The organism is Snodgrassella communis (assembly GCF_914768045.1).
Taxonomy (GTDB): domain Bacteria; phylum Pseudomonadota; class Gammaproteobacteria; order Burkholderiales; family Neisseriaceae; genus Snodgrassella; species Snodgrassella communis.
Genome location: NZ_CAJZCD010000002.1, coordinates 60,232 through 79,141, shown reverse-complemented (window position 1 = coordinate 79,141; position 18,910 = coordinate 60,232). Strand labels below are relative to the sequence as shown.

Annotated in this window: 16 protein-coding genes; 10 read left to right on the top strand and 6 right to left on the bottom strand. The window is 43.8% G+C overall.

Features of this window, described 5'->3' with window-relative positions; genetic code table 11:
* The first annotated feature begins 138 nt into the window (after positions 1–138).
* The 4 genes from trkA (at position 139) to MJ761_RS02380 (ending at position 5,610) form a co-directional block, all read left to right on the top strand.
* Positions 139–1,536, top strand: a complete 1,398-nt coding sequence (trkA, locus tag MJ761_RS02395; RefSeq protein WP_093090699.1) for a Trk system potassium transporter TrkA — start codon at positions 139–141, stop codon at positions 1,534–1,536.
* A gap of 12 nt (positions 1,537–1,548) precedes the next feature.
* Complete coding sequence (locus tag MJ761_RS02390; RefSeq protein ID WP_176715021.1) at positions 1,549–3,054, top strand: TrkH family potassium uptake protein; 1,506 nt, start codon at positions 1,549–1,551, stop codon at positions 3,052–3,054.
* 110 nt (positions 3,055–3,164) lie between these two features.
* Positions 3,165–4,973 carry a lytic transglycosylase domain-containing protein gene (locus tag MJ761_RS02385; RefSeq protein WP_239392851.1) on the top strand — a complete coding sequence of 603 codons (1,809 nt, stop codon included), beginning with the start codon at positions 3,165–3,167 and terminating at the stop codon, positions 4,971–4,973.
* 94 nt (positions 4,974–5,067) lie between these two features.
* Positions 5,068–5,610, top strand: a complete 543-nt coding sequence (locus tag MJ761_RS02380) for an isochorismatase family protein (RefSeq protein ID WP_093090703.1) — start codon at positions 5,068–5,070, stop codon at positions 5,608–5,610.
* Between the two features lie 206 nt (positions 5,611–5,816).
* Here MJ761_RS02380 and MJ761_RS02375 read toward each other — a convergent pair whose 3' ends face one another.
* Positions 5,817–6,287, bottom strand: a complete 471-nt coding sequence (locus MJ761_RS02375; protein ID WP_037405757.1) for a universal stress protein — start codon at positions 6,285–6,287, stop codon at positions 5,817–5,819.
* Between the two features lie 103 nt (positions 6,288–6,390).
* Between MJ761_RS02375 and MJ761_RS02370 the strand changes: the two genes are divergently transcribed.
* The 6 genes from MJ761_RS02370 to MJ761_RS02345 all read left to right on the top strand — a co-directional run bounded on the left by MJ761_RS02370 (position 6,391) and on the right by MJ761_RS02345 (position 10,831).
* Complete coding sequence (locus tag MJ761_RS02370) at positions 6,391–7,164, top strand: tRNA threonylcarbamoyladenosine dehydratase (RefSeq protein ID WP_093090844.1); 774 nt, start codon at positions 6,391–6,393, stop codon at positions 7,162–7,164.
* Between the two features lie 8 nt (positions 7,165–7,172).
* Positions 7,173–8,006, top strand: coding sequence for a segregation and condensation protein A (locus tag MJ761_RS02365; RefSeq protein WP_093090705.1), 834 nt, complete (start codon positions 7,173–7,175; stop codon positions 8,004–8,006).
* A 58-nt stretch (positions 8,007–8,064) separates the two neighbouring features.
* Positions 8,065–8,544 carry a PaaI family thioesterase gene (locus tag MJ761_RS02360; protein WP_093090707.1) on the top strand — a complete coding sequence of 160 codons (480 nt, stop codon included), beginning with the start codon at positions 8,065–8,067 and terminating at the stop codon, positions 8,542–8,544.
* Positions 8,541–8,972 (top strand): PaaI family thioesterase, encoded by a 432-nt coding sequence (locus MJ761_RS02355; RefSeq protein ID WP_093090709.1) that lies wholly within the window; start codon positions 8,541–8,543, stop codon positions 8,970–8,972. The genes MJ761_RS02360 and MJ761_RS02355 overlap by 4 nt, the downstream gene beginning before the upstream one ends.
* A gap of 100 nt (positions 8,973–9,072) precedes the next feature.
* Entirely contained in the window at positions 9,073–10,311 is a 1,239-nt protein-coding gene (gene pncB, locus MJ761_RS02350) for a nicotinate phosphoribosyltransferase (RefSeq protein ID WP_093090711.1), read from the top strand.
* A 109-nt stretch (positions 10,312–10,420) separates the two neighbouring features.
* Positions 10,421–10,831 (top strand): RNA-binding S4 domain-containing protein, encoded by a 411-nt coding sequence (locus tag MJ761_RS02345; RefSeq protein ID WP_176715022.1) that lies wholly within the window; start codon positions 10,421–10,423, stop codon positions 10,829–10,831.
* Between the two features lie 135 nt (positions 10,832–10,966).
* Here MJ761_RS02345 and MJ761_RS02340 read toward each other — a convergent pair whose 3' ends face one another.
* The 5 genes from MJ761_RS02340 to gltA form a co-directional block, all read right to left on the bottom strand.
* Complete coding sequence (locus tag MJ761_RS02340; RefSeq protein ID WP_093090713.1) at positions 10,967–11,527, bottom strand: TIR domain-containing protein; 561 nt, start codon at positions 11,525–11,527, stop codon at positions 10,967–10,969.
* 175 nt (positions 11,528–11,702) lie between these two features.
* Positions 11,703–13,115, bottom strand: coding sequence for a dihydrolipoyl dehydrogenase (lpdA, locus tag MJ761_RS02335; protein ID WP_093090715.1), 1,413 nt, complete (start codon positions 13,113–13,115; stop codon positions 11,703–11,705).
* A 151-nt stretch (positions 13,116–13,266) separates the two neighbouring features.
* Entirely contained in the window at positions 13,267–14,481 is a 1,215-nt protein-coding gene (gene odhB, locus MJ761_RS02330) for a 2-oxoglutarate dehydrogenase complex dihydrolipoyllysine-residue succinyltransferase (protein WP_093090717.1), read from the bottom strand.
* Between the two features lie 65 nt (positions 14,482–14,546).
* Positions 14,547–17,372: a 2-oxoglutarate dehydrogenase E1 component gene (locus MJ761_RS02325; protein WP_093090719.1), complete on the bottom strand. Its 2,826-nt coding sequence runs from the start codon at positions 17,370–17,372 to the stop codon at positions 14,547–14,549.
* Between the two features lie 197 nt (positions 17,373–17,569).
* Positions 17,570–18,853 (bottom strand): citrate synthase, encoded by a 1,284-nt coding sequence (gene gltA / locus MJ761_RS02320; protein WP_093090721.1) that lies wholly within the window; start codon positions 18,851–18,853, stop codon positions 17,570–17,572.
* Between the last annotated feature and the right edge of the window lie 57 nt (positions 18,854–18,910).

Here is an 18,910-nt window from a genome sequence, read left to right as displayed (position 1 = left end):
CAACCAGAGCGGGCATATCAATGACATATCCCATAATAGAGTCAGTTTACAGCTGTGTAGCAGTTTTGCACCAATATTTGCACCCGAGAATACAAAGGCTACAATGCTGATGATTACCACTAAAGTCATATAAATAACGTGAAAATATTGATTCTTGGCTGTGGACAGGTAGGTTCGACCATCGCCAGTAATTTAGCCAGAATGAACAATAATGATGTTACCATTATTGATATCAATGAGAACGCCCTGCAAAAAATCAATCAGCGTCTGGATGTGCAAACTATCGTAGGTAATGGTGCATGGCCTTCTGTATTGTCTGCCGCCGGTGCTCAGGATGCGGATATGATTCTGGCTTTAACCCAGAGCGATGAAACCAATATGGCGGCCTGCAGAATTGCTTATGAGCTATTCAATACTCCCAACCGCATTGCCCGGGTACGCTACAGTGATTTTGTTGAATTTGAAACCGGTAGCAACAATTACAAAACCAGTCTGGACTTATTCAATATTACCGAGGCAATCAGCCCAGAACAGCTGGTAACCGAGCAAATTGCCAATCTATTGCTGCACTCAAGTGCCCTGCAAATCCTGCGGTTTGCTCAGGATAAAATCCGTTTGCTGGTCATTCGTGCCCAGAATGGAGGCATGCTGATTAATAAGCCCATCAGCGCACTGAAACAGCATCTGGATGAAGACGTGGATTGCCAAATCTGTGCCATTTACCGTAATAATCGCCTACTCGTGCCAACAGGCAGTACCATATTACAGGTAGATGATGAAGTTTTTGTTCTGACACCCACGGCATATCTTGAAAATATCATGCGCGAGCTGCGGCCGATTAACAAACGTACCCGCCGGATTATGATTGCCGGCGGTGGCAATATCGGCTATCGGGTGGCCAGACAACTGGAAACTAGTCTGGATATCAAAATTATTGAGCGCAGACAAAACCGGGCAGAATGGCTGGCAGAAAACCTCAACAATACACTTGTACTAATGGGAAATGCATCGGATGAGAGCCTGCTAGAAAGCGAATATATTGATGAAATTGATGTTTTTTGTGCACTTACCAATGATGATGAAAATAATATCATGTCGGCAATGCTGGCTAAAAATCTTGGTGCCAAACGAGTAATGGCAATTATTAATCGCTCAAGTTACGTTGACTTATTGCAGGGAAGTGCCATTGATATTGTGATATCTCCGCATCTGATAACAATTGGCTCAATTTTGACGCATGTGCATCTGGGCGATATTATGGCGGTATATCCTTTGCGCCGTGGTTCAGCGGAAGCGATTGAAGTAGTGCTGCATGGTGACCGTCATACCTCCAAACTAATAGGTAGAACCATGTCGCAGTTACGTTTGCCAAGTGGCTGTTATTTCGGTGCAGTAGTGCGCAAGGAAAAAATTATTATGTATCATCATGATACAGTTCTTGAAGATGGAGACCATGTTATATTTTTTGTGGCTCGACGCAAGGCTGTACAGGATTTGGAAAAAATGATTCAGGTCAAACTGGGCTTTTTTGCCTGAGGCAGCATTCTTATGAGCCGCTTTACCAACCATTTTGTCTTGCACCACAAAGAATCAAGTTTTATCAACAAAATCGCGCCGACAGCGCATATTGTGGCTAAAACCGGTTTTTTGTTTTCCTTATTGCTGCTGGCACCAGCCATTGTTTCCTTACTATACATGGATCATGTATTCCCCGCTTTTGCCTTTACAGCAGGTATCAGCATGAGCGTATGCGCAGTAACCTGGTTACTAACTATGCGTTATAACCGTGAACTGCGTCCGCGTGATGGCTACACACTGGTATTCATGTTGTGGATTGGCTTTGCCCTGATAGCCAGTCTGCCATTTTACATTTACTTGCCCGGGCTGGGCTTTACTAATGCTTATTTTGAAGCCATTTCCGGCCTGACAACTACCGGGGCGACTATTCTCACCAGTCTGGATACGCTGGCACCGTCATTAAACTTTTGGCGCCATATGCTGAACTGGTTGGGTGGTATGGGTATTATTGTACTGGCAGTGGCGGTAATGCCGATGCTGGGTGTGGGTGGAACGCAATTATTCAAAGCCGAAATACCGGGGGTAAATAAAGACAGTAAAATGGCTCCCCGTATTTCAGAGACAGCCAAACGCCTATGGAGTGTTTATGTACTCTTTACCATCATTACACTTCTGGCGTTACGTCTGGCCGGCATGAGCTGGTTTGATGCAGTTTGTCATGCAATGGCCGCTTTTTCACTCGGCGGCTTTTCTACTCACGACAATAGCATATCCTATTTTAATTCCATTCCGATTGAGATTATTCTCAGCATGGCCACACTTCTGGGGGCAATCAATTTCACTAATCACTTTAATGCCTTACAAAAAAGATCATTGCGCTATTACTGGCGCGACGAAGAAGTAAGAGTATTGATGTGCGTACTGTTTTTCAGTATTCTTGGCATCAGCCTGTATTTGTGGTGGCACAGCTTTTATTCGTTTGCCGAAGCATTCCGCTACACCAGTTTTAATCTGATATCAATCGGGCTAGCCAATGGTTATTCTAATACCGATTTTGCCAAATGGCCTTTAATAGCCTCACTATGGATGTTTTTTCTGTCTAACATTCTTGCAAACGGGGGCTCTGCCGGTGGCGGTATCAAAACTGTACGCGCTATTGTGCTGTTTAAATTCAGCCTGCGTGAAATGTTGCTGATGTTGCACCCCAATGCAGTCAGCATGGTAAAAATCAATGGCAGCAATATTCCCGATAGGCGGGCGCTGACGGTAATGGCCTTTGTTTTTGTATACGTGATTACCATCATTTTATTCAGCTTTGCCCTGATGATCAGCGGACTGGATTTTCTGTCTGCACTTACAGCGGCGATCAGCTGTATTACCAATGCAGGTCCCGGGTTGGGTGCAGTTGGACCAGCAAACAGTTTTGCTTTTCTTTCAGATATACAAAAATGGTTATGCATCGTCATCATGCTGCTTGGGCGTCTGGAAATTTTTACTGTTTTTATCCTCTTTACACCAGCCTATTGGAAAAAATAAATTATATTATGAGAAAAATTGAAGGAAAAAAATTGATTAAGCACTTAATGACTCTGAAATCAAAATTGTCCGTTCAACCGCACTATCTGATTTCAGGCACCCTACTTCTGATGGCTGCATGCAGTAATCAGCATGAAGTGGTTCTTCAGCCAATTAACAAGAATACAGGTAATGCCATTCTCCCGGGCACTCAGGCTATAGAAACACCGGATAAAATCATCGGTAGCTTCCAGCAGTATCAGAATGCGCTTAAAGCGGCGAAAAACGGTGATGACGTTTTGCCAGCACAATTTCTGGCGCGGCAGCCAGCCAGTGCCATGAGCAACAGTCTGCGCAACATCTGGTTACAGCAATTAGGAAAACGCGAGAACTGGAATATATTTCAGCAGCAATATACGCAACTGGATAAAAACTTTCGCGAACAGGAAACACGCTGCTACGCTGCATTGGCTGGAATAGAGAATGATGCGGATTTACTTGCCAGCCTGAGCACAGAAACAGGTAATCTACCACAAGGGTGCAACCGCTGGCTGGAACAGGCGGCTGCTCGTCAGCAAATCAGTACACAGGCTGGCTGGCGCCGAGTACGATATCTATTGGCACTGAATCAAATTACCAATGCCCGTAATCTGGCGCAGGCATTGGGCAGTCCCTTGCCCGATCCACTCAGCAGCAGAACAGGTGGCAGTCAGGGTGCACAGGAAGCACTGCTCTATCAGGTAATTAACAAAGAAAATCGCAGTAAAGTAAGCGCAGCAATCACCTTACAACAGTTATCAGCCAGCTTGACCAAAGAGCAAACCGGTTTCGGCTGGGCGCAACTGGGGCTGGCTCAGGCTTATAACCAAAATGCCAGTAACGCACTGAACTATTTTGATCGTGCCGATCCGTCACAAATGAGTAATGATATGTGGGAATGGTATGCCCGTTCCGCACTACGTTTACAACGCTGGCAAAAACTGAACAACATAATCCTTAGTATGCCACAAGCACTCCAACAACAGGTTACGTGGCAATACTGGCTAGCACGCAGTTATCGTGCATTAGGACAAAACAGCCAGGCACAAGAGATATTCGAACAGACAGCACAACGCGGACGCAACTTTTATTCCCTGCTGGCAACAGAAGCCTTAGGCAGAAAAGCAAATACCCAAAGTACTGTAGCTAAAAGCAGTCATCAGGTTCAAAGCAAAATAGCAGCAGATGGCAATATCCATCGCGCCCTAACCTTGTTTAAAACCGCACAGTCAGAAAACAACTGGCCAATGCGTCGTCAGGCACAACAGGAATGGCGCTATGCCACACGCAACTACAATGATGAAACACAAATTGCCGCCTCAACACTGGCTGAAAATACTGGTTTTTATGAAATGAGTATTTATAGCGCAGACAAAGCCGATGGCCAATTGAACTATGAATTACGCTATCCTGCTCCATTCCGAGAACTGACAGTCCCTTATGCTCAGCAAGCTGGCATCGATCCGGCATGGGTTTATGGTTTAATCCGGCAAGAAAGCCGCTTCATGATAGGCGCCCGTTCAAGTGTGGGTGCTACCGGCCTGATGCAGGTTATGCCCGCTACAGCCCGTGATATAGCAAAACGACTGGGCATGGATAGCAGCGAACTGTATACCATGCGCGGCAACATTCGCATGGGTACATGGTATATGAGCAATGTACGCAACCAGTTTGCTGATGAAGTGCTGGCTACCGCCGGCTACAATGCTGGCCCGGGTCGGGCTCGGCGCTGGCAAGCAAATATTCCGCTGGAAGGCGCAATTTACGCCGAAACCATTCCCTTTGATGAGACCCGTACCTATGTCAAAAACGTAATGGCAAATGCCACTTACTATGCCAATCTTTTTGGTGAATCCCGTACCACACTGACAGAACGCATGGGCACAGTGCCAGCACGCTAATATGCCTGCCTGAGTTAACTTCAGCCAAACTCAGCTCCATATAAATAAAGCATAATTGACATGCAGATTACCCAACCATTGGTGAAAGCAAACTATGTTAATAGACAGTAAACGCTCCGCAGTATTAATGATTGATTTACAGACACGCCTGTTACCCGCCTTGAATAATACAGATGAAGTGCTGGCCAATAATATATGGCTGGCAGGATTGGCACATGATATGGCTATTCCCACCCTAATCAGCGAACACTGTGTTGACAAAATCGGCGCAACCCATGAAGAAATCATGACCGCTGCACCACAAGCCAAACTTGTACAAAAACAGAGTTTTTCAGTGTTCTCCGCCGGAGTGTTGACTAAAGATAACCTGCAACAAGCCAACCAGATTATTATTTCTGGTATAGAAGCCCATATCTGTGTACTACAGACTGCTTTAGACTTGCGCGCACATGGTTACGAAGTTTTTGTGGTTGCAGATGCAGTCAGCTCACGCCAGCAACGTGATGTTGAACTGGGTCTGGCACGTATGCAGGCAAGCGGCTGTCAAATCGTTAGTCGTGAGATGATTGCCTTTGAATGGCTGGGTAGTGCCAACAACCCACAATTCAAAGAGATTCACAAAAAATATATCCGTTAACCCGCCAATGTATCCGGCAAAATAACTACATCTTTATTAAATCATAAGTACAGTTTTATTGAATAACCAGTTCAACATCTAAGGTAATATCAGTTAAAAAGCTGAATCTGCTTAAATACGGATTCAGCTTTTATCTATATAAAACCTGTGGTAATGCCCAAAATTTTAACTACTAGCAATTTACTCTTTCAGGTTTATTGGTCTGTTTAACCTTCATCTGCGGCTGTACTGCGAATAACTAATAGTGGCAGATTTGTCTCACGCATAACAGTTTCAGCAAAACTACCCATTAGTAAATGCATCAAACCGCTACGACCGTGCGTACCCAGAATAATCAAATCACTGCCATTACCATCAGCATAATCAACCAACATTTGCGCCATTTCCTTTGCTCCCTTGTTGGCAATCAACAAATGACGATGCACTTTGTCCGCCGGCAAGGCCGCTTTGGCTTTTTCCACCGCAGCATCCAGTACCGTATTACCTTCTGATAAGGCAGCAGCTTCATAGCTTTCATGTTGCAGAAACTCAGGAGCCAGAGCCATATATTCAGTCGGATTGGCCACATTGACAACAGTTAATTCTGCATCTTCAACCTTGGCCAGACCAATAGCATGAGCTAAAGCATTTTCCGAAGTATGGCTGCCATCTACTGCCACCAGTAAATGTTTATACATGAAACTCTCCTTATCTTTTTTAACAATTCGAATCATTTAGCAGATACAGTATAATACCACTACCTGCTTAAAACAGCTTTCTGGATTTTATTACGTGTCGCAGATATTCCATTCCTCAGCAAATTATCACCGTCGTTTCGGCGGCATCGCAAGATTGTATGGCGAGGACTGCCTACAACGTTTTGCTTCAGCACACGTCTGTGTAGTCGGTGTAGGTGGCGTCGGTTCATGGGCAATAGAAGCGCTGGCACGCAGTGGCATCGGTGCACTGACATTGATTGATCTGGATAATGTGGCAGAATCGAATATCAACCGCCAGCTGCCAGCTTTAATCAGCCTGATTGGCAAGCCCAAAGTCGAAGCGCTGGCAGAACGTATTGCAGACATTAATCCTGAGTGTCAGGTAAACTGTATAGAAGATTTTGTAGATACAGAGAATCTCAGCCAGATATTCAGCCAGCGCTTTGATTTTGTGATTGATGCCATCGATCAGGTGCGCGTAAAAGCAGCAATGGCTGCATTCTTTATCGCCCAGCAACAACCATTTATTGTTTCAGGAGGTGCTGGCGGACAAAAAAATGCCGCATTGATTCAATGTGCCGATTTAAGCCAAGTAACCAATGATCGCATGCTGGCCAATATGCGTTATACATTACGCAGACAGCATGGATTCAGTCGTCAGCCTACTGATAAAATGTACATACCCTGTATCTATTCTCGTGAAAATATTACACCACCGCAAACTGGTATTTGCCATACCGAACAAGCTGCTCCGCAAGGCCTTTCCTGTGCTGGATATGGTGCAGCCATGGTTGTTACAGCCAGCTTTGGCTTGCGTTGTGCACAGGCATGTCTGGAACACCTGTGCAAAGATTGAATACGGGTATGAGTACAGTAAATACTGAAGAAAAAACTGTTGCTGTTCTTTTCGGACAGCCTGTCACTGAAATTCCGCGAGATTTATTCATTCCACCAGATGCACTGCAAGTCGTTTTACAGAGCTTTGAAGGTCCATTGGATTTATTACTGTACCTGATTCGCAAACAGAATATTGATGTACTGGATATTCCTATGCTCACTGTAACAGAGCAGTATCTGTCCTATATTCATCAAATGCAACAGCATGAGCTGGACTTAACAGCCGAATACCTGTTGATGGCAGCAGTACTGATTGAAATTAAAACCCGTTTACTCCTACCTACACCACCCGCCAGCGAGGAAGAAGTAGCCGATCCGCGTGCCGAACTGGTACGCCGCCTGCTTGCCTATGAGCAGATGAAACTAGCGGCTACCGAACTAGACACTTTACCCCGTGCCGGACGTGATTTTGCCTGGGCTTGGCTACCCGTAGAACTGGTTGCCGTAACCCAGCCACCACAAGTACAGATAGCTGATTTAACTCGTGCATGGCTAACAATTCTGGCACGTTCGCAGCACAACCGCAGCCATAATGTCGTCAAAGAAACCTTATCAGTACGCGCACAGATGACTGCTGTTTTACGCCATCTGCAAACCCATCAGCACTGTTACTTTACTGAACTTTTTGGCCGTAACGACAGTCTGGCACTGGTTGTTACTACTTTTATCGCATTGCTGGAGCTGGCTAAAGAAGGATTGATCTACATTACCCAGCACAGCACCGAAGACCGGATTGCTATTCAAACTGCCGGTATACAAACTAAGGACGACTTAACCGCAGTTAATAATCCAGCTTCGTAGTGACAAGCACCGTGAAAAACCCTAATATAACAATTACTATTTACATCAGGATGTCCTCATGCCTGCCCAGCCCGAATTATTTAAAGCCCTCTTTAATCATTATCTGAATCTACCGCATTGTCGCTGGCTAAAAATTTATGGAGATTGTAGTACCAATGAACCTGTTATCTCTATTAACTGGCGCGATGAGCTGCTTGAAAATACTGATAGTGGCAATATTCATGGCGGTGTAATCACTACGCTCGTTGATATGGCTTCTGCCTGCTCACTAGCCGCATTATTTCAGCAGTTTGAAACCACTGCCACACTGGATATGCGCATAGATTACTTAAAACAGCCCACAGCCCATCAATCCATTCATGTTCGTGCGCATTGTTACAAACATGAAAGGCAGATTGCATTTATCCGCAGCCATTGTTTTCAGGAAGATGAAAATCAGCCCTTTGCTCTGGGTATGGCTACCTTTATCCATACCCCGTTATCTGAAACAGAAAAGCAAGCATTGCAGAAATACCTGCAACAGGAGCAGGCCAAATGAATCCAACCATTTTCCAGCTGGATGAACAATTAACCAGCAAGGCTTATCAATCTATGCCCTATAGTGCCGCAATTAATCTGAAAATCGGCACAGACAGCCAGAACAACCGGCTCTACTGCTTACCTTTTGCCCAACAAAACATTGGAAATATTTTTCTGCCTGCACTTCATGGTGGCCTGATTGGCGGCTTTTTACAAAGCTGTATCAATTTATATTTGCAAGAACAGCAAAACCTTGCTGAACCGGCTCGAATAATCGACTACACAACAGATTATTTACTCAGTGGCAAGGCACTCGATAGTTATGCCCAATGTCAGATTCTGCATGCCGGCAAGCGCATTTCACACCTTACCGTCACAATGTGGCAAAACCAGCGAGATAAACCTATTGCTTTTGCACGTGCACAATTACAGATGCCTGGGCAATAAATAGCCGGATAAAAAAGTAAACTGCTAGCCTATACCAGAAGTCTGAAGATATATTTTCTGGAATAGCATTATCACTTCACTTAAGAGTTAAACCTGCGATATGGCCATAGATACCAACCGTCCGCCGATTATTCAGTCATTATTGGATACAGATTTATACAAATTCACCATGCTTCAAGTTGTCCTACATCAATTTCCACAGGCAACTGGTGTCTATGAATTTCGCTGCCGTAATAACAATGAGACTGAATATCCGCTGGGCGATATTCTGGCAGAACTCGACTGGGAACTGGATCGTCTTTGCCAAATGAGATTCACCGCAGACGAATTGCAATACTTGCGCAGCTTACGCTTCATTAAAAGTGACTTTGTCGATTACATGGAACTGTTCCAGCTGAAACGCCGCTTCATCAGAACATCCGTAGACAACAACCAGTACCTGAATATTCGTATCGAAGGCCCCATCATACAGGCAATGTTTTTTGAAATATTCGTTCTTTCAATTGTCAACGAACTGTATTTTCATCGACTGGAAACCCCCGAGATACTAGCCGAAGGCGAACGCCGCTTACAAGCGAAAGCCGAATTAATACACCGATACGAATCAGAACAACAACGTTATAGCTCACCATTCATCGTTTCCGATTTTGGTACCCGGCGCCGATATCGTTATTCATGGCAAAAACATGTCGTAAAAACTCTTCATCAAGCTGCCCCCAGCGTTTTTCGCGGAACCAGTAACGTTCATATAGCCAAAGAACTCGGACTGACTCCCATTGGTACAATGGCACACGAATTCTTACAGGCTTTTCAAGCCTTAGACGTGCGCTTACGTGATTTTCAGAAAGCAGCATTGGAGGCATGGGTACATGAGTATCGTGGCGATTTAGGCATAGCCTTAACTGATGTAGTCGGCATGGATGCTTTCCTGCGCGATTTCGACCTATATTTCGCCAAATTGTTTGACGGACTGCGCCACGACAGTGGGGATCCCTATATATGGGGAGAGAAAGCATATACCCATTATCAAAAACTTAAAATAGACTCTCGTACCAAAATGCTGACTTTCAGTGACGGACTGGACTTACAACGTGCATGGGATCTATATATCCACTTTAACAGCCGATTCAAAACCAGTTTCGGAATTGGCACCAATTTTACTTGTGATATGGGCTTAACCCCCTTGAATATCGTATTAAAACTGGTCGAATGCAACGGGCAGTCTGTAGCCAAAATATCTGATTCTCCCGGTAAAACCATGACAGACAACAACACATTTCTGGCTTATCTGCGGCAAATTTTCGACATACCAGAAAGCACAACCGTAAAACCGAATTAAAGCAGGGTAACAAGCGCAAATTTCTGCCTTAAATTTGCAAAATAATTTAGCTTACCATTTATAAGCATTTAAGATAAATCTAAGCAACCATTAGGATGAGCATAAATTAATGAGTAAAAACAGCAATATCAACACCACGAGTATGCGACTGGATAAATGGCTATGGGCCGCACGATTTTTTAAAACCCGCGCTTTGGCGCAAAAACATATCGAATTAGGACGCGTTCAGGTCAATGGAGCCAAAGTCAAAAACAGCAAAAATATCCAGATTGGCGACATTATTGATTTAACGCTCAACTCCCTGCCCTACAAAATTCAGGTACAGCAACTTAATCAAATGCGCCGCCCGGCACCGGAAGCGCGCTTACTTTATAGTGAAGACAGCAGCATTGCTGCCAAACGGGAACAAATGAAAGCCCTCAATCAGGCCAGCCAGATAAGTGCTGCCTATCCTGATGGCAGACCCACCAAACGTGACCGTAGAGCACTTGATAAAGTAAAAAGGCAATGGGAAGAATAAAATTCAACGCGCTTAATCTGGGCAAATGCCCTTTTCAGCCACGAAAATTTCCTTAAAAGCTTAAAACAAATATGAGTAAACATTTCCATTATCTATATCAGATAACATCATATTTACTGATAAAGCCAAATACAATCAAGCCGTCAACATATAATTATTTGGTTTGAAATCGTTACCTTTGACAAAATTATTCTTTTTCAGCGCCTTGGCAACCATTTCTTTATTGTATGGCACATGCAAAACCGGAACCTGCGATTTTAAATTTTTGAATATGGGTAATTTATTCCAGAAGTGATGTAACTTAAAATTTATATTGTTTTTTCCATTAATCAGCATATCATTTTTTTGACGCAATTCAGCATAAATCACAATCACTGGTAACTTAAGATATTCAATACCAAATTCAATCTCCTCTTTCAAACTTCGCGATTGAATAGTATTCTCACTCAAAATTAATATTAAATTATCAGCATCATTTAAACGCTTATGAATGCGTGGTTTTAAAACATTTTCCCAATCACTACCATCACGAACATCATACCTTTTATCATGAACATCATTAAATGGAAAAAGTGCATTCTGAATTTTCCAGCTTCTCAACTGATTATAATAAAAATAATCTTTCCGAGTTAATGCATCAGCAACAAATTCATTAAACGGTTCATCTACATGAAAAGCACAGTAATTGGTAGGCATAGATTTCTCTGACGTATTTATTACATGAAAAAACACAAAATTAACATATACTACCCTAAATAAAAACAAAATGCCACATAAAAGCTTTAATATACAAACACATATATGCAAACATACTAATATATAAAAAACCCGTATCTTCAGGATACGGGTTAAACTCATTTAACAAACAGCTTTATTTAACAGAAGAAGCTGCCTCATGCATTGCTTCAGATAATGTCGGATGAGCGTGAACAATACGAGTAATGTCTTCACTAGATGCTTTAAAGTCCATAGCCATCACAGCTTCAGCAATCAACTCAGAAGCAACTGGTCCGATGATATGTACACCTAAAACACGATCTGTATCTGCGTCTGCCAGAACCTTAACAAATCCTTTTGCCTGCCCCATACCAAGAGCACGACCATTAGCAGCAAAGCTAGACTGACCTTTCTTATACTTCACACCAGCAGCTTTTAACTGCTCCTCAGTCTGTCCTACCCACGCAATTTCCGGATGAGTATACATTACTGCCGGAATGGTATTCATATCCACAATAGGTTTCTGTCCTGCAATACGCTCAGCCACAGCCACACCCTCAGCAGAAGCTTTATGTGCCAGCATCGGCCCCCGAACCACATCGCCAATTGCCCAAACATTTGGCAGACTGGTACGACATTCATCATCAACTACGATAAAACCGCGCTCATCTTTTTGCAGGCCAACACCTTCGGCATTCAGACCATTAGTATTAGGAATACGGCCAATTGCTATAACCAGCTTATCAAAAGTTTCTGTTTTTTCTTCACCGGCAACAGTGTACTTAACCGTTACACTGTTATCCCCTTTAACAATTTCATTAACCGTTACACCAAGATGAATATTCAAACCCTGTTCTTTAGTGAAAACCTTAAATGCCTCCTTAGCTACCTGCTGATCAGCAGCAGCTAGGAAAGTAGGCATGGCTTCAAGAATAGTAACTTCTGCACCTAGACGGTTCCAAACAGAACCCATTTCCAGACCGATCACACCAGAACCAATCATACCCAGTTTGGCTGGCACAGCTTCAAGATTCAGAGCACCTTCATTATCCAGCACATTAACATTATCAATTTCAGTTAAAGGTAGCGGACGTGGCAGCGAACCAGTAGCGACTATCACATGCTTGGCAGTAACCAGCTGTTTCGTCCCATTAGTATCCACCTCAATCTGCCACAGACCATCAACCTGACCTTGCAGAGAACCTTTACCAAAAATACTTTCTACTTTTTCTTTTTTAAATAGAAAGCCAATACCATTAGTCAATTTACTAACAATGGCATCTTTACGTTCAATCATCTTCTTGGCATCAAAGCCTTTAACCTGAACATCAATACCATGTTCAGCAAATTCAGTTTGCGCTGCATGATAATTTTCGCTAGTTTGCAACAAAGCTTTGGAAGGAATACAACCTACATTCAGACATGTGCCGCCCAATGCAGGGCCATCACCCTTTTTATTTAAGCCAGCATCAATACAAGCTGTTTTAAAACCCAGCTCAGCAGCACGAATAGCAGCAACATAGCCACCAGGACCAGCACCAATTACCACAACGTCAAATTGAGACATCAAAATTCCTTTCAATCACGAATATTTCTGACTGATTAAATAAAACCGTAATGTGGCACAAACGCCCTTTTATTCGCTGTGACCATCATTACGGTTGTCATCATCAGGCTGATGCATCTTACGGAGTGATTACAGCAGCCTGCTCATTTACTTACAGCTCCAGTAGCAAGCGTGCAGGATCTTCCAGAGCATCTTTAATGGCTACCAGAGTCAATACCGCTTCACGGCCATCAATCAGACGATGGTCATAAGACAGAGCCAGATACATCATCGGACGAACCACAACCTGACCATTCTCTACCACAGCACGCTCTTTGGTAGCATGCATGCCCAAAATGGCTGATTGAGGCGGATTAATAATTGGCGTAGACATCATTGAACCGAAAGTACCGCCATTAGTAATACTGAAAGTACCACCAGTCAGATCTTCCAATGCCAGCTTACCATCTTTGGCTTTCACCGCATAATTATGAATAGCCTGTTCGATGTCAGCAATACTCATCTGATCAGCATCGCGCAGAATCGGTACCACCAGACCACGAGGGCTGCCAATAGCAATACCAATATCAAAGTAGCCATGATATACAACATCAGTACCATCAATAGACGCATTAACAACAGGGTATTTCTTCAAAGCAGCAACCGCAGCTTTAACGAAGAAAGACATAAAGCCCAGTTTAACGCCATACTCTTTCTGGAACTGTTCTTTATAACGGTTACGTAAATCCATAACCGGTTTCATATTCACTTCATTAAAAGTAGTCAGAATGGCATTTTCATGCTGAGACTGCAACAAACGCTCAGCAACACGAGAACGCAGGCGTGACATTGGTACACGTTGCTCTACACGATCACCAGTTGTGGCAGGCGCAGCAGCCTTGCTGGTAGCCATTGTAGGAGCAGCAGCCAAGGCAGATGCAGCAGCGGCAACGTCTTCTTTCAGTACACGACCATCACGGCCTGAGCCCTGAATAGTAGCTGTATTCACACCTTTTTCTGCCGCCAGTTTGGCAGCAGCAGGCATGGCAACACCAGCCTGAGACTGATTAGCCGGTGCAGCACTTGCAGCAGGAGCAGCAGGAGCCGCTTCCTGAGCAGTTGCAGTCTCAGATGCTGCTTCAGCAGTTGCTGAAGTATCAATTTTGGCCAGCAACTGGCCTGCTGTCACAGTTGCACCATCAGCTTCAATAATTTCTACCAGTTTACCGGCCTGCTGGGCTGGTAATTCCAATACAACTTTATCCGTTTCCAAATCAATCAGATTTTCGTCACGTTGTACGAAATCTCCCACTTTTTTATTCCAGGACATCAGAGTGGCTTCAGTCACACTTTCCGGAAGCATAGGAACGGTTACATCAATAATCATGGATTACTCCTAAAAAAGGCCAAAGGCCACCACCTAGGTGGCCAAATATTCAGAATGGATTCGTATTATTTTAATTCCAGAGCATCATCAACCAATTGTTTCAGCTGAGCGACATGTTTACTCATATAGCCCACTGCTGGTGAAGCACTGGCCGGACGACCGGCAAAAATAACTTTTTGCTGGCTGCCTGCAATTTTTTCAATACGATGACGAATCTGGAACCAAGCACCCTGATTTTTTGGCTCTTCCTGAGCCCACAGGATTTCAGTTGCATTAGGATAGCGGCTCAATTCAGCAGCCAGCTGTTCATATGGGAACGGATATAGCTGTTCCACACGTACAATCGCAATATCTTTGCCCAGATCACGTTCCAAACGCGCTTTATTAATATCGTAGTACACCTGACCGGCACACAGAATCACGCGTTTAACACTGTTTTCATTGCCTTCAACCTGATCACCAATTACCGGACGGAAAGCATGGCCTTCAGTGAAATCACTTAGTGGACTCATGGATTCATTGAAACGCAACAAGCGTTTGGACATGAAAATAACCAGTGGCTTGCGATATGGACGCAATACCTGACGGCGCAACACATGGAACATCTGAGATGCTTCTGATGGCATCACAACCTGAATATTCTCTTCAGAACACAATTGCAACCAGCGCTCCAGACGACCAGAAGAATGTTCAGGTCCTTGACCATCGTAGCCGTGAGGTAAAATCACAGTTAAACCACACAAACGACCCCATTTGGTTTCACCAGAAGTAATAAACTGGTCGATTGCAACCTGAGCACCATTGGCAAAGTCACCAAACTGCGCTTCCCAGATAACCAGCTGATCAGGCGCACTGCATGCAAAGCCGTATTCATAGGCCAGCACAGCTTCTTCATTCAGAATTGAATCAATTACCAAGAAAGAAGCCTGATTTTCGCTTAGATTGCGTAGCGGCACATAAGCACCAGCATCGCTTTTTTCGCGTTTCTGGTCGTGAAGTACAGCATGACGATGAGAGAAAGTACCACGACCGGAATCTTCACCTGAAATGCGCACACCATTGCCATTGCTTACCAGACTGGCATAAGCCAGTGTTTCAGCCATACCCCAGTCAACAGGCTGTGTACCCTCAGCCATAGCAACACGATTGGCCAGCATTCTCTTCACCGTATTATGTGGTGTAAAACCTTCCGGAAGCACAGTGAATTTTGCAGTTAAGCGTTGAATATCTGCGGCAGGAATACCCGTTTCAACCGGATGATTCCAGTGTGTACCCATATAAGGTGTCCAGTCTACTGCATACTTATGGTTGTAATCAGTCAGCGTAGTCTGCTCAACATGTTCACCTTTATCCAGCGCATCGCGGTAAGCCTGAATCAGCCCATCCGCCTGTTCTTTAGTAATCACATTTTCACTTACCAGACGGTCTGAATACAGCGCACGTGTTCCCGGATGCTGATGAATTTTGTTATACATCATTGGCTGTGTCAGCATTGGATCATCACCTTCGTTATGACCCAGTTTGCGGAAGCAAACAATATCTACTACCACATCTTTGCCGAATGACTTGCGATAGTCCATGGCCAGACTTACCACATAGCTCACAGCCTCAGGATCATCACCATTCACATGGAAAATCGGTGCATCAACCATTTTAGCCAGATCGGTACAATACACAGTTGAACGTGTATCGCGCAAATCAGAAGTAGTAAAGCCAATCTGATTATTGATCACAATATGAATAGTGCCACCAGTGGTGTAGCCACGGGTTTGAGACAGATTGAAATTAGCCTGATTCACACCCAGACCAATAAAGGCAGAATCGCCATGAATCAATACCGGCAGCACAGCTTGGCGACCAGATTCACCGCGACGTTTTTGACGTGCACGAACAGCACCTTCCACTACCGGATTAACAATTTCCAGATGAGAAGGGTTGAAAGCCAGCGAAACGTGCAACGGACCATTGCCAGTAGCCAGATCGGAAGTAAAGCCCATATGGTATTTCACGTCACCGCTTGGCAGAGTGGTAGTATATTTACCCTCAAATTCGCTGAATAAATCGCGTGGTTCCTTACCAAGGATATTTACCAGCACATTCAGACGGCCACGGTGAGCCATACCAATCATGACTTCTTCTACACCCTGTTCACCACAATGCTGCGTCAGATAATCCAGTGCAACAATCGTACTTTCACCGCCTTCCAGTGAAAAACGTTTCTGGCCAACATAGCGGGTATGCAAATAACGTTCCAGAGTTTCAGCAGCAGTCAATTGTTTCAGAATGCGACGTTTATGTTCAGGAGTGAAGCTACCTGCTGATAAATCTTTTTCTACCCGTTCCTGAACCCAATTGCGTTCATCCGGACGAGTAATGTGCATAAACTCCACACCTACCGTACCGCAGTAAGTCTGATCTAGTTTATTAATAATTTCAGATAAAGGGAGCTTCGGACTGCGTGAAAAATCACTACCAGTATAGAAACTAATAGACATATCGGCAGCCGTCAAACCATATTGTGCCGGATCCAATTCAGCCAGATACTCTTTAGAGCGGCGTTTTAACGGATCCAGATTGGCATTGCGACTACCCAGAATACGGTAAGCATTCATCAGATTTAATACTGACACCTGCTTTTGTAATATATTTAAATCAACACTACCTTGAGCAGCAGTTCCATGCTGTCTGGACAGATTGACAAAAGATTCCTGAATTGGTAATTGCGGTATATCTTTGGCAACGTAACCCGGCATTGCAGCTACTTTGTCAAAATAATCTTTCCAGTATTCATCAACTGAATTTCGATCTTTTAGGTAGCTCTCATAAAGCTCCTCAATGTAAGGAGCATTGGCACCATATAAATAAGAAAGACTGGTTTTTTCTTCCATCATGGTAAAAACCCTTTTTTACCTTAAACTAATAAAACAGGAATATCACTATCCCCTACCAATATTCAATTCGAGAATCGAATGCCGATTCCAGATTACCGCATATCAACATACCGATTCCAGATCACCACGCGCATACATGGGGATGAAGCATCAGTATGTTTCAGGCAGCTATAAAGCTGCCTGAACTCATAAAATGATTAGCGTTTATCTACAGATAGATAATCGCGTCGACCTGAACCAGTGTATAGCTGTCGTGGACGGCCAATTTTCTGATTCGGATCAGCTATCATTTCATGCCAGTGTGAAACCCAGCCTACCGTACGAGCCAAAGCAAAAAGTACAGTAAACATCGCAACAGGGATGCCCAATGCACTCAAAACAATACCCGAATAAAAATCGACATTCGGATAAAGCTTGCGTTCAACGAAATAAGGGTCTTCCAAAGCAATTTTTTCCAGAGCCATTGCTAATTTGAATTTGGGACTATCTTGCAATCCCAGCTCATTCAATACTTCATCGCAAGTCTGTTTCATAATTTTGGCACGTGGATCCATGTTTTTGTATACACGATGCCCGAAGCCCATCAAACGATAACGTTTTTCTTTAACCCCCTGCATAAATTCTTCAACGCGGGAAACATCACCAATTTCATCCAGCATTTTTAAAACTGCCTCATTGGCACCACCATGAGCCGGCCCCCACAAGCAGGCAATACCCGCAGCAATACAGGCAAAAGGATTAGCACCTGAAGAACCAGCCAAACGTACAGTTGATGTAGAAGCATTTTGCTCATGATCAGCATGCAAAATGAAAATCCTATCCAAAGCACGTTCCAACACAGGATTAACTACATAGTCCTCAGTTGGCTTAGCAAACATCATATGCATAAAATTGCCAGTATAAGACAGACTATTACGCGGATAATTAAATGGCAAACCTTTTGAGTAGCGGTAACACATGGCTGCCAGAGTGGGCATCTTGGCAATCATGCGGTATTCAGCAATTCGGCGATGATCAGGATTATTGATATCCAAACTATCCTGATAGAACGCTGCCAGGGCACCTACTACCCCTACCATCATTGACATCGGATGAGCATCACGACGAAATCCTCGGAAGAACCAGGTTAACTGCTCATGCACCATATTATGACGCAAGACACCCAGTTCAAACTTCTGCTTTTCGACTGCATCAGGTAACTCACCATAAATCAGTAAATAGCAGGTTTCCAGATAATCACTGTATTCTGCCAACTGCTCAATAGGATATCCCCGATAATATAACTGCCCCTTTTCACCATCAATGAAAGTGATTTTTGATTCACAGGATGCGGTTGAAGTAAATCCCGGATCAAACATAAACATATTAGTACCAGCATACAATTTATGAATATCAATCACATCTGGTCCCAAACTACCGGACAATACCGGCATCTCAAAAGGTTCTTGCCCTTCGATGGTAAGTATAGCGTTCTTAATCATCTCCAACTCCTTAATTTTCACTTTTTCTATTTAAATTAAATAATTTTAATAACATTA